The sequence below is a fragment of the Pseudoalteromonas xiamenensis genome, assembly GCF_017638925.1.
Classification (GTDB): Bacteria; Pseudomonadota; Gammaproteobacteria; order Enterobacterales; family Alteromonadaceae; genus Pseudoalteromonas; species Pseudoalteromonas xiamenensis.
The window spans coordinates 2,644,464-2,657,929 of record NZ_CP072133.1; the positions used below are offsets into that span (position 1 = coordinate 2,644,464).

General features: G+C 44.1%; 8 protein-coding genes and 2 pseudogenes. 2 read left to right on the forward strand and 8 right to left on the reverse strand.

Annotated features, from left to right (window positions below):
• Nucleotides 1-38: 38 nt before the first annotated feature.
• Complete coding sequence (gene phoR / locus J5O05_RS12715; RefSeq protein WP_208842347.1) at nt 39-1,355, forward strand: phosphate regulon sensor histidine kinase PhoR; 1,317 nt, start codon at nt 39-41, stop codon at nt 1,353-1,355.
• A gap of 86 nt (nt 1,356-1,441) precedes the next feature.
• Complete coding sequence (locus J5O05_RS12720; RefSeq protein WP_208842348.1) at nt 1,442-2,410, forward strand: PstS family phosphate ABC transporter substrate-binding protein; 969 nt, start codon at nt 1,442-1,444, stop codon at nt 2,408-2,410.
• Between the two features lie 455 nt (nt 2,411-2,865).
• Here the strand turns inward: J5O05_RS12720 and purD are convergent, their stop codons facing one another.
• From purD to dnaG, 8 genes and pseudogenes are all read right to left on the reverse strand, one after another.
• Nucleotides 2,866-4,152, reverse strand: coding sequence for a phosphoribosylamine--glycine ligase (gene purD / locus J5O05_RS12725; protein WP_208842349.1), 1,287 nt, complete (start codon nt 4,150-4,152; stop codon nt 2,866-2,868).
• A gap of 16 nt (nt 4,153-4,168) precedes the next feature.
• Entirely contained in the window at nt 4,169-4,990 is an 822-nt protein-coding gene (locus tag J5O05_RS12730) for a class I SAM-dependent methyltransferase (protein ID WP_208842350.1), read from the reverse strand.
• A 95-nt stretch (nt 4,991-5,085) separates the two neighbouring features.
• Nucleotides 5,086-6,673, reverse strand: a pseudogene (purH, locus tag J5O05_RS12735) (bifunctional phosphoribosylaminoimidazolecarboxamide formyltransferase/IMP cyclohydrolase).
• A gap of 424 nt (nt 6,674-7,097) precedes the next feature.
• Nucleotides 7,098-7,389 (reverse strand): annotated as a pseudogene (gene fis, locus J5O05_RS12740) (DNA-binding transcriptional regulator Fis).
• A 2-nt stretch (nt 7,390-7,391) separates the two neighbouring features.
• Nucleotides 7,392-8,372: a tRNA dihydrouridine synthase DusB gene (dusB, locus tag J5O05_RS12745; protein ID WP_208842351.1), complete on the reverse strand. Its 981-nt coding sequence runs from the start codon at nt 8,370-8,372 to the stop codon at nt 7,392-7,394.
• A gap of 344 nt (nt 8,373-8,716) precedes the next feature.
• On the reverse strand, nt 8,717-9,592 hold the full coding sequence (gene prmA, locus J5O05_RS12750) for a 50S ribosomal protein L11 methyltransferase (RefSeq protein WP_208842352.1): 876 nt from the start codon (nt 9,590-9,592) through the stop codon (nt 8,717-8,719).
• A gap of 71 nt (nt 9,593-9,663) precedes the next feature.
• A complete protein-coding gene (rpoD, locus tag J5O05_RS12755) occupies nt 9,664-11,520 on the reverse strand; it encodes an RNA polymerase sigma factor RpoD (RefSeq protein WP_208842353.1) in 1,857 nt (618 codons plus the stop codon).
• Nucleotides 11,521-11,623: 103 nt separating this feature from the next.
• Entirely contained in the window at nt 11,624-13,381 is a 1,758-nt protein-coding gene (gene dnaG / locus J5O05_RS12760) for a DNA primase (protein ID WP_208842354.1), read from the reverse strand.
• Nucleotides 13,382-13,466 lie beyond the last annotated feature (85 nt).

A 13,466-nucleotide genomic window follows, 5' to 3' on the forward strand; every position in this document is an offset into this window, starting at 1 on the left:
TGATAGACACTGCACTTGAGTGAAGGAACTCATCTTGTATGTACAAAGTGGTGACCAAACAGGCGTTATATAAGCGCCTGTTTTTGTATTTCCTACCGTTAGTTTTAATCGGGCTTTTAATTGGCGCGCCATTCGTGTTGCTATTTATTGGCGCATTCTCTTTGCTTCTGTGGCATTACCATCAGTTATATCGATTGAGCGATTGGCTTCTTAACCAACGCAGTTTTAATCCACCAGAAGGTGAAGGTGCGTGGGAACAAATCTTTGAAGGAATTTATCACCTTCAGCATCGTAATCGAAAAAAACGCAATGAGCTTGCGGATCTGATCCGCCGTTTTCGTGAAGGAGCGGAAGCCGTGCCTGATGCCGTGATCGTACTGCAATTCGATCTTAGTATTGTGTGGTGTAATCAGCTTGCGTTAAAGGTGCTCGGGTTGCAATGGCCAACCGACCATGGCCAACGACTAGATAATTTAGTGCGAGATCCAAAATTTGTTCGCTACATGCAAACTAAGCAATTCGATGAGCCGCTTGAATTGGATATGGGACTCTCGGGTGAGCACGTACTCGAATTCCGTGTAATGCCTTATGCCGAAACGCAACTGATGGTCGTCGTTAGGGATATTACGCGTCTAAAACAGCTTGAACAGATGCGGAAAGACTTTGTGGCAAATGTATCTCACGAATTACGTACCCCACTTACCGTTGTTACCGGTTATTTGGAAATGATGGATGCGGATAACATGCCACCACCGGCAATGTGGGAGAAAGCGCACAACACGATGATTGAGCAGTGCAAACGCATGGATAGCTTGGTTAATCAATTACTCTCGCTTTCGCGAATTGAAGGGGCGCGCAAACAGGATAAGGATAAACCAATAGATGTGCCCAAATTATTGAAGATCATCGAGACAGAAGCTAATTCACTCAATCAAGACAAGCATCATAAGATTGAATTTAATATTGATGCGAGTTTAGACGTACGAGGCGCGCCTGATGAACTTCGAAGTGCGTTTTCAAATCTCGTATTCAACGCAATTCATTATACAAAACCGAATGGCCATATACAGGTAGAGTGGGCAGAAAAGAACGGATTGCCTTATTTTGCTGTGACAGATAATGGTGACGGAATCGCGCCTGAACACTTACATCGGCTGACCGAACGTTTTTATCGTGTAGACAAAGCAAGGAGCAGAAAAACGGGAGGCTCCGGACTTGGTCTCGCTATTACGAAACATGTGCTGTCCCGTCATGATGCGTCATTACAAATTAAAAGCGAAGTTGGGAAAGGCTCCTGTTTTTCCTTTTCTTTGCCACAAAGCAAGAAAGTAGCTATACCTAAAGAGCTGTCATAAAAGTGTAAAACAAAAGACATGTAAATGTCATTTTATGGCCGCACAATGGACTCGTTAAGTTAATGGGACACAATTGGAGTTACCCAATGAAATTTAAAAACCTTGTTGCCGCGATGGGTGTGGCGGTTACTGCGCTAGTTTCAACTCAAACGTTAGCTGTTGATCAAACGCTACCGGAATATCAAAAAACATCTGGTATTTCAGGTAACTTCTCATCAGTTGGTTCTGACACATTGGCAAACATGATGACGTTCTGGGCAGAAGAATACAAACGTATCTATCCAAACGTAAACATTCAAATTCAGGCAGCAGGTTCTTCTACGGCTCCACCGGCGCTAACAGAAGCGACGGCAAACTTCGGCCCAATGAGCCGTAAAATGAAGTCAAAAGAAATCGAAGCTTTCGAAAAGCGCTACGGTTACAAGCCAACCGAAATTCGTGTTGCGATCGATGCTTTGGCAGTATTCGTTCATAAAGACAACCCAATTCAAGGTCTTCGTATTGACCAACTAGACGCTATTTTCTCGTCTACACGTAAGTGTGGTGCAGACAAAGAAATTACACGTTGGGGTGATGTCGGTCTAGAAGGTGAGTGGGCAACTAAAGATATTCAACTTTACGGTCGTAATTCTGTTTCTGGTACATATGGTTACTTTAAGTCTAAAGCGCTATGTAAAGGTGATTTCCGTAATAACGTGAACGAACAACCTGGTTCAGCGTCAGTAGTACAATCTATTTCATCTTCAGTGAATGCGATCGGCTATTCTGGTATCGGCTACAAAACATCGGGTGTACGTACAGTACCTCTTGCTAAGCAAGGTGATAACTTTGTCGATGCGACTCTAGAAAACGTTGCTCAAGGCAAGTACCCAATGTCACGTTTCCTATATATCTACGTGAACAAGCACCCAAATAAACCTTTATCACCAATTGAAGCTGAATTCTTGAAGATGGTTCTTTCTCAAGAAGGTCAGAAGATTGTTGAAAAAGATGGCTATGTTCCTCTTTCAGGTAAGTTGGCTGCTGCAGAACTACAGAAGTTAGGTCTGCTGTAAGTAAAAGTCACAGCTTAACGAAAAGCCGCTTATTCAAGCGGCTTTTTTGTTTCAAGTTTTTCAAGTACCTCGCCATACGTTCGTGAATGGAATGGTATTTAATTCATTTACTATCGGAGAGCTAGTTGATAAAACTCCGCCAGCCAATCCTTCAGACTAACTTAAGATGCCCAGAAATTATGAACTTTAGGGGAGCAATGTGCTTTCATTAAGGTGTAGTAAATGGTGCGCCTGGCGGAATGGGAAGTTGTTTGTTAATCAAGAATAATTGGATATGTTTGCTTGCCACAGTGGTGTGGGTAGAGTTCTTTTTGCTTGTATTGTAGAGCAGTGGAAAACAGGGAAGTGCAGCAATGATAATGTTCAACTTTTTCAGTCGATCTAAATAAGGATAAATTGATCCAAAAAAAAGGAAGCAGAAGCTTCCTTGTTTAATTCAGGCATTAGCCAATAAACTACGCGTTTTCACGTGCAATCGCGAGATATGCGATGTCAGTGCGAAATTCCACACCATCCCAGTGAATGTCTTTTACCAGACTGTATGCGCGTTTTTGTGCCTCGGTAACTGTGTGACCAAGTGCGGTTGCACAAAGTACACGTCCACCTGCAGTCACAACATGCTCACCATCTTGCTTTGTGCCCGCATGAAACACTTTTTCACCTTCCGCATAGTTAACTTGCAGACCCGAAATTACATCGCCCTTAGGATAGTCACCTGGATAGCCTTTTGCAGCTAACACGACGCCTACTGCAGCACGAGGGTCGAATTTGATTTCGGTTTTATCGAGTTCTTCACGATTTGCGGCTTCAATCAATTCGACTAAGTCTGACTGTAAACGTAGCATAATCGGTTGAGTTTCAGGGTCACCAAAACGACAATTGTATTCAATAACTTTAGGTGTGCCGTCAGCGGTGATCATTAGACCGGCGTAAAGGAAACCAGTGTAAGGATTTCCTTCAGATGCCATACCCTCAACCGTTGGATAGATGACTTCTTTCATGATGCGGTCGTGAATTTCGGCAGTGACCACAGGTGCTGGAGAATAAGCGCCCATACCACCCGTGTTTGGACCTTGATCATTATCATAAGCGCGCTTATGGTCTTGGCTAGTAGCAAAAGGGAGTACGTTTTTGCCGTCAACCATGACGATAAAAGACGCTTCTTCGCCTTCTAAGAATTCCTCTACGACAACACGGCTTCCCGCATCGCCAAAGGCATTGCCAGCTAACATGTCGCGGATAGCATCTTGTGCTTCTTCCAATGTCATAGCCACAATCACACCTTTACCTGCAGCAAGACCATCAGCCTTGATAACGATTGGTGCACCTTTATCTTCAACATAAGCAAGAGCAGGTTCAATCTCGGTAAACGTTTGATATTCAGCGGTTGGAATTGCGTGGCGTGCTAAGAAGTCTTTAGTGAAAGACTTAGAGCCTTCTAGCTGAGCAGCCGCTGCGGTTGGACCAAAAATAGCCAAACCTGCTTCACGGAACTTATCCACGACACCAATAACTAATGGAGCTTCAGGACCAACGATGGTCAGACCTACATTATTTTGCTGAGCAAATGCCAGTAAGCCTTCCAAGTCATCAACTGCAATTGAAACGTTTTGCAGTTTTGATTCAAGTGCGGTGCCCGCGTTGCCAGGCGCAACAAACACGTTTTTTACAGTTGGGTTTTGAGCGGCTTTGAACGCTAGGGCGTGTTCGCGGCCACCATTGCCAATGACGAGTACATTCATGGCGAAATTTTCCTATTTAGAGCTTTTTGAATTTGAGAGTCATACGATCGCTTTCCCCAATTTTGCGATACTTGTCTGCATCTTCATCACCTAAAGCCAATGTGGGAGGTAAAGTCCACACACCTTTTGGATGAGTTGCGGTATCTTTGGGGTTCGCGTTTATATCGCTTGCTGCAACTAATTCAAAGCCAGCTTGCTTTGCAATACTGACAACATAACTTTGCTTCATGTAACCAGAACGTTTTTGTTCTTCGTCAGCTTTATCTTCTGGCAGACGATGCTCAACAACACCTAAGATAGCACCTGGTTTTAACGCTTTATTAAACGCTTTAAACGCACTTAATACGGTTTCATCGCCATTCTTCATGTACCAGTTATGAACATTGCGAAATGTTAAGACTAAATCTGCACTTTCAGCAGGGGCGATATCTAGGTGTGTTGGAGGAGCAAACTCGGTTAACAACGTTTTGGTAAAGCGGCTATCTTTCGCTATTTTTTCTTGAAAGCTTGCCAATGAGCGTTGGTAATAGCCCACGTCTGAGTCTTTCGGAAAATGCGCCGCGTAGTACTGTCCGTGTTCTTTTAATGCAGGTGCCAATATTTCGCTATACCAGCCACCGCCTGGTGCAATTTCAACAACCGTTTGTGAAGGTTTGAAACCAAAGAACTCAAGTGTTTCTACAGGGTGTCTGAACTCATCACGCGCACGACTTTTCTCGTCGCGAGTTGTATCTTGGATTGCACTGGTTAATGTGGTGTCTGAGCTTTGTGCAAGAGCAGTGCTATTGAGTGCGCCAATAACCCCGATTACAGCAAGCGTTTTGAATGCGAATTTCATGGGAAGTCCTTCCTAGTTATGATTGTCTTTTGAGCAGCATACTGGAATTAGTCACAAACAAAAAGCGCGAAACGTTAAGTTTCGCGCTTGACTGATTAATGACGGAAATGGCGCATTCCCGTGAATATCATCGCCATGCCAGCTTCGTCAGCTGCAGCAATAACTTCTTCATCACGCATCGAACCACCTGGTTGGATAACGGCGGTAATACCTGCCGCGGCCAGCTGCGTCAATGCCATCACGGAATGGGAAGAACGCATCCGATGCCATAACTGAACCAACCACCTCGAGGTTTTCATCAGCCGCTTTAATACCGGCGATTTTCGCAGAATAAACGCGGCTCATTTGACCCGCACCAACGCCAATTGTCATGCCATCGCGAGCATACACAATCGCGTTTGATTTAACGAACTTAGCCACTTTCCAGCAGAACATCAGATCCTTAAGTTCTTGCTCAGTAGGTTGGCGTTTAGACACCACTTTAAGGTCATCAAACGTCACCATACCTTGGTCACGGTCTTGAACTAAAATACCGCCGTTAACGCGTTTGATGTCAACACCGGTGGTTTTCTTCGACCAGTCACCACACTCAAGTAAACGCACATTTTGCTTCGCTGCAACGATTTGTGCTGCGGCTTCAGAGATTTTTGGAGCAATGATCACTTCTACAAATTGACGAGAAATAATCGCTTCAGCGGTATCAACATCAAGCTCTCGGTTGAATGCAATAATGCCACCAAAGGCAGACGTTGGATCTGTTTTGTATGCACGGTCGTAAGCGCTCAGAATGTCTTTATCAACAGCAACACCACAAGGGTTGGCGTGTTTCACGATAACACAAGCTGGTTCCGCGAATTCTTTCACGCATTCAAGTGCCGCATCCGTATCCGCAATGTTGTTGTACGAAAGTGCCTTGCCTTGAAGTTGTTTAGCGGTTGCCACAGACGCTTCTTCAATATTGTTTTCGACATAAAAAGCCGCGTCTTGGTGTGAATTTTCACCATAGCGCATATCTTGCTTTTTAGTGAATTGGAAATTGATTGTACGCGGGAATTTGGTGTTTTCTTCTGACTCAGGGGTATAGTCAGGTACCATCTTTCCAAAGTAATTCGCAATCATGCCATCATACTGAGCTGTATGTTCGTACGCAGCAATGGCTAAATCGAAACGCGTTTTTAACGTCGTAGAACCATTATTTTCTGCCATTTCTTCCAACACACGATTGTAATCTGTTGCATTGACCACAATGGTGACGTCTTTATGGTTTTTGGCGGCTGCGCGGACCATTGTTGGGCCACCGATGTCGATGTTTTCAATAGCATCTTCTAAAGCGCAGTTTGGGTTAGCTACTGTTTGAGCGAATGGGTAAAGGTTAACTACCACCATGTCGATAGCAGAAATGTTGTTTTCTGCCATAACACCTTCATCTATACCACGACGACCTAAAATGCCGCCATGTACTTTCGGGTGAAGCGTTTTTACACGACCATCCATAATTTCAGGGTGACCAGTATAGTCAGATACTTCAGTAACAGTGATGCCGTTATCTGCCAAAAGTTTGCAAGTACCGCCAGTAGAAAGTAGTTCTACACCTTGTGCAGCAAGTGCACGAGCGAATTCAACGATACCGGTTTTATCAGACACGCTTAACAACGCGCGACGAATTGGACGATGTATATCCATGATGGTTACGATTTCCTCAATAACAAATTGTAGGGGCTAGCTTAGAAAGGCGTATTTTAGCCCAATTTGACTTGAAAAACGATGTTTTCAGGCTGCGCCCGCCTATCTATATTAAGGTGAAAGTATTGTACGTTTATCAAGACTGATGATTTAGACGAGAGGGCCGTGATTAAGCCAAACGGCTTAAAGCAATGTACATACGTGTTTAGTCGATGTGACAATGACTTAGAGCGGTATTTACTATATTGAAATAAATAATAATCGAAATGCAACGGGGTTGAACTTGGCATCTGTGCAAAGATGCTATTCACGATGCTGGGATAGACAAGGCGTTTTGGCGACGCTTTAACGTGAATATTTTTCAGGATAGAGAAACAACAAAAGCACCCGAAGGTGCTTTTGTCATAAAGTCGTTATGAACAAATTAGTTCATGCCGTACTTTTTCAATTTTTTACGTAGAGTACCACGGTTGATACCTAGTAAGATCGCAGACGCGAGTTTGGTTACCACGAGTGTACGTCATTACTTCTTCAAGTAGTGGCGCTTCTAACTCTGAAAGAACAAGATCGTAAACGTCTTGCACATCTTGGCCGTTAAGCTGTTTCAAGTAGTGGTGAACAGCTTTTTTAACTGCATCGCGCAAAGGTTGCGGTTTCTCTTGTGACTGAACATGAGCGTTAGTGATAAATGGAGAAGTCACATTTTGTTCGAACATCGTTATCTGTCTCTTTCTTTCTCTAGTGTTTCAAAGTAATTCTCTAATGCGTTGATCTGCTCATATGGCGTCTCAATTGCATTAAAAACTCGCCTAAATTGACCTTCATTGTCATGAGCTTGCAAATACCAAGACACATGCTTGCGTGCGATACGCGCCCCCATAGGCTCACCATAGAACTGATGGAGTTCAACTAAGTGTTCCATCAAAATACTGCGAACTTCCGAAATTGGAGGTTCAGGCAGATGTTCGCCAGTTTGCAAATAATGGCCAATCTCTCGGAAAATCCAAGGACGACCTTGGGCGGCTCGACCAATCATGATGGCATCTGCGCCCGTATACTCCAGCACCTGCTTAGCTTTTTCTGGCGACGTAATGTCACCATTTGCGACCACAGGTAACGACACACTTTGCTTTACAGCTCGGATAGTGTCGTATTCGGCTTCGCCTTTATACATACACGCACGCGTGCGTCCGTGTAGGGCTAAAGAAGCGATGCCGTTCCGTTCTGCAATTTTAGCAATCTCAATTGCATTACGATTTTCAGGATCCCAACCTGTTCGAAACTTCAACGTTACTGGCACATCAACCGCACCAACAACAGATTGAATAATTTCTTCTACAAGCTCAGGAAACTGCAGCAATGCAGAGCCTGCTAAACGTTTATTCACTTTCTTAGCAGGGCAACCCATATTGATATCAATAATTTGTGCCCCGTTTTCGACGTTGAACTGTGCTGCCTGTGCCATCCATTCAGGATCGGCTCCGGCAATTTGCACTGAGCGTAAGCCAGACTCGTCGAGATGTACCATACGGTTTCTTGACTTGTCCGTGCTCCATACTTGCGGGTTCGAAGACATCATCTCCGAGACAGCAAGACCAGCTCCTAAACGCCGACAAAGTTCGCGAAATGGGCGGTCAGTAATACCTGCCATTGGCGCGACGATGAGGTTGTTTTCAAGTTGGTAAGGACCTATACGCACAATACTTCAACTAGCCTTCGTTCAAGGGGCGCTAAGTTTACGGTTTTTTTTGAAAAAATCAAAGGTTATAAATTGAACATAATTGCTTTTTTTTTGAACTTTTCGGGTTGACTTTTGGTAACAAATTACAAAGCTTGGGGATTTGTTCGAATATTAATCTTTTAGCGTAAAAAATGTTCTGAGTGGAAAAGCAATATTTTAAAAATGACCAGTAAAAAAAGTGTAAAGCCTGTTAAATACAGGCTTTAGCTGTTACAAAGCACTAACTCTCACTTTGTCACCAAAATTGCAGCAATTTGCGCAATATTGATTGTTGCAACCATTCCACAGGTTAAGGGGCGAGATTAACCTTTAAAGCGTCCACTGACCCGTGTCCACTCGCCTTCTTGCGCGATAGGGTCTAGTTCAACAAACGGCGCATAAACATCGGCTACACTTTGTGCCTGTTCTTCCAAAATACCAGACATCGCGATATCGCCGCCTGGCTTTAAGAAGTCCAAGATGATTTCATGCAGTTCTCGTAGTGGTTGAGCTAAGATATTGGCAACGACAACATCCGCTTGGAACTCAGGTTGATCTTCCGGTAGGTAGGCCTCAATTTGGTCTGCCACGCCATTTCGAGCAGCGTTGTCGTAAGTTGCGGCAATGGCTTGAGGATCGATGTCAATACCAATAACTCGTGCGGCACCTAATTTAAGTGCAGCAATGCCCAAAATCCCAGAGCCACAGCCAAAATCTACAACGGTTTTGCCAGTTAAATCTTGTGCGTCTAACCACTTAAGGCAAAGTGCAGTCGTCGCATGAGTACCTGTGCCAAACGCAAGGCCAGGATCGAGTAATACGTTTACTGCGGTAGGATCTGGGATCTCACGCCAACTAGGACAGATCCATAAACGTTCACCGAATTGGATAGGGTGGAAGTTGTCCATCCATTCACGTTCCCAATCTTTGTCTTCGAGTTGTTCAACTTTATAGTTCAGCGGTTCTGCAAATTGCTCCGTAAGATAGGCAACCACAGCATCCATATCATGAGTTGCTTCGTACAGGCCGACAACAATCGTTTCAGGCCATAGGATTTTCTCGCCCGGCTTAGGTTCGTAAATTGGATTGTTACTGCCATCTAGAAAGGTTACGCAGGGACATTCTGCTTCAACTAGTAAATCACTGATTTGATCAGCGGTGTCTCTTGTTGCATTGATACGTATTTGGATCCAAGCCATGTTTCTACCCACTTGAATTTGGTTATCTGGATTGAAAAGAGGCCGCTTGATGCGGCCTCTTTATGATTTGATTAAGACTTGATGTCTAGGAAGCTTTTCAACAAGTCAGAGCGAGAAGGGTGACGAAGCTTGCGAAGTGCTTTTGCTTCGATTTGACGAATACGCTCACGCGTTACGTCGAATTGCTTACCTACTTCTTCAAGCGTGTGGTCAGTGTTCATATCAATACCAAAACGCATACGAAGTACTTTCGCTTCTCTTGCGGTTAGACCTGCTAACACTTCATTTGTCGCAGCACGAAGACTTTCCATCGTTGCAGAGTCAATTGGTGACTCGATGGTTGTATCTTCGATGAAATCACCTAAGTGCGAATCTTCATCGTCACCAATAGGTGTTTCCATTGAGATAGGCTCTTTAGCGATTTTCAATACCTTACGGATTTTGTCTTCCGGCATTGCCATGCGCTCAGCTAACTCTTCTGGGCTTGGCTCGCGACCCATTTCTTGAAGCATTTGACGAGAAATACGGTTGAGTTTGTTGATTGTCTCGATCATATGCACTGGAATACGGATTGTACGCGCTTGGTCCGCGATAGAACGCGTAATCGCTTGACGGATCCACCATGTTGCATAAGTTGAGAATTTATAACCACGACGGTATTCAAACTTGTCTACCGCTTTCATCAGACCGATATTACCTTCTTGGATAAGATCCAAGAATTGTAAACCACGGTTGGTGTATTTCTTCGCAATTGAAATTACAAGACGTAAGTTCGCTTCAACCATTTCTTTTTTCGCACGGCGCGCTTTCGCTTCACCGATACTCATACGGCGGTTGATGTCTTTAATACGCTCAACAGTTAGACCTGTGCTTTCTTCAATTGCTTTTAATTTGTTAACGCAACGCTCGATTTCAGGACGAACTTCTTCCAATTTCGCAGAGTGCTTTTCACCTGCTGCAATTTCTGCGTCTATCCAAGACATGTCTGTTTCATTGTTCGCAAAATGCTTCACAAACGTTTTCTTAGGAACTTTAGCAACCTGTACCGCTTGCTTCATGATGATACGTTCTTGAACGCGAACCTTATCCATCATTGAGCGCATATTGTTTACCATACGGTCAAACTGTTTAGGGACTAGTTTGAACATACGGAACAATTCGCCGATTTCTTGAATCGCCGTTTGTGCGTCTGGGTGTGAACGGCCTTTTTGCTCGAAGACATCGCGTGCTTTATTGTATAAAACACGAAGTTGTTCGAAGTGCTCGCGTGCTACTTCAGGATCAGGACCTGAATCGCCATCATCGCTATCGTCGTCGCTGTCTTCATCGCTGTCATCGTCTTCGTCGTCTAAGTCTTCGTCGCTTAGCTCTGAACCAACGTGAGTTGCTGAAATAGGGAAACCATCGTCTTCTTCAAGGGCATTTGGATCATAAAAACCAGAAACAATGTCACTTAAGCGAATTTCTTCTGCTTCAAACTTGTCCCATTGCTCGAGAAGTTCAGCGATTGCTTCTGGGTATTCTGCAACGCTCAATTGAACTTGGTTAATACCTTCTTCGATACGTTTTGCGATTAGGATCTCGCCTTCACGTGTCAAAAGTTCAACAGTACCCATTTCACGCATATACATACGCACTGGGTCAGTTGTACGGCCAATCTCTTTTTCAACTGTTGCGAGCGCAGCCGCAGCAGCTTCAGCAGCATCGTCGTCAGTCGTTGTCTCTTGCATCATTAGTTCATCGGCATCTGGCGCGTTTTCCGCAACAGTGATACCCATGTCATTGATCATACTAATGATGTCTTCTACTTGATCTGAGTCTATGATGTCTTGTGGAAGGTGATCATTGACTTCTGCAAAAGTTAAGTAACCTTGCTCTTTACCTTTCTGAATCAGAAGTTTAAGTTGTGACTGAGGAGATTGATCCATAGAGAAATATGCTTCCACTCTGATAAGTTGTTTACAACAAGGCGCCCCCGAGGTTTGTAACTCAAATGAAGACGCAGTGAATAGAGTATATTAGCAGCAAAAATCAATTTTGACTAGAACTTCGTCGCTTTAAGGCAATAGTTAATAGTGCCACTTCGTGTCGCTCTTCGCTGCTAAGACCCTCAGTTTTGTCCTTCATTAATAGGGTCTCATGTCGCAAATTTAAACACTGGTCTTCGATAAATTGAAAAGTTTGTTGGAATTGCTTAATGAGCGCTTCTTCTTTGATGTTATGTGGCCAAGAAGCGAGCTTTTTGAGGATGTCATACTCTTTCGTGTCTCGAAAGGCTTCAAAAAGTTGCGCCGTCGAATAATTCGGGTTTTCTAAACACAATTGTTGCACCCGCAGAAATAACTCAATACCCGGAATGCCCATTTCAGCAAGCTCAGGTAAATAATCCACTTCCTTTGCAAGAACCGGATGTTGCACTAAGAGGCCAATTGCTTGGCGCATTGGTGTGACTTTGAATTTGCGTTCAATTGATTGCTGCTGTTTTGGGGTTGTGAGCTTTTTAGAAAGCTGCTCACGAGTCTTACCAATAAAGCGAGCGAGTAAGTCGAGTAACGTGTCTTGATAAAAATCACTTGGTACTTTATCGATAAGAGGGAGTGCGTCCGACATGAGTTTAGATTTGCCTGCATCGCTTGTCATATCTACCTGCGAGGTCAGCTTCTGATACAGTACGTTACTGTAATCTTCCGCATTTTTCAGCCGCTCTTCGAATGCCTCTTTGCCTTCTTTTTGCACTAGCGAGTCAGGGTCTTCACCGTCTGGAAGAAACACGAACTGGAGCGCCTTACCATGACTAAGGTAAGGAAGTGCGTGTTCAAGTGCACGCCATGCAGCATCACGACCTGCGCGGTCACCATCATAACAACAAATTACTTTGTCTGTGGTGCGAAATAAGGTTTGCATATGCTCAGCAGTTGTTGCTGTGCCTAGAGCTGCCACCGCATAGTCGATGCCTTTTTCAGCTAATGCGACAACATCCATATAGCCTTCAACAATTAAAACCTGAGAGAGTTTGTTGTGTGCTTGTTTTGCTTCATAGAGTCCGTAAAGTTCGAACCCTTTGTGGAAAATACGTGTTTCTGGCGAGTTAAGGTATTTTGGACCTTGATCGGCGCTCATTACACGACCTCCAAACGCAATGACGCGCCCCCGCTTGTCACGGATGGGGAACATAAGACGGTCACGGAAAAAGTCGAATCGGCGCTGTTGCTGGTTTTCATTCGCCAGTTTCAGATCGACAAGTTGTTGCTGCAACTCTTTGCTTTTACCTAAATACTTATAAAGCGAGTCCCACTCAGCTGGCGCATAGCCGATTTGAAAGCGTTTAGCCGTTTCACCCGATATGCCCCGACGTTTAACATATTCAATCACCTCAGCAGATTTTTCATGTTGTTTAAGCTGATGTTGATAAAATACTGCGGTTTGTTGCATCAGTTCATAATCAGAGCGACGTTCTGCTTGTGTGCGTTGTGGTGCACCTGATCCTTGCTCTCTGGGCACGTCTAGATTCAAAGTGGCAGCGAGTTCTTCAATTGCATCGACAAATTCTAATTTGTCGTATTCCATTACAAAGGAAATAGCATTGCCATTCGCGCCGCAGCCGAAGCAGTGATAAAACTGTTTGTCACGTGAAACCGTAAAAGAAGGGGACTTCTCGTTGTGGAAAGGGCAGCAGGCTTGGTAATCTTTGCCAGCTTTTTTTAGTCCTATTCGACCATCAATGAGATCGACAATATCGACTCGAGCAAGTAAATCATCAATAAACTGTCTAGGGATCTTACCTGCCATCTTGAGACTATTCCTCACTCAAAAAGTTAACTCGCGTGAATTTCACCACACTATCCATGAGATTGCACCCTTTAGAAAAGAAAAA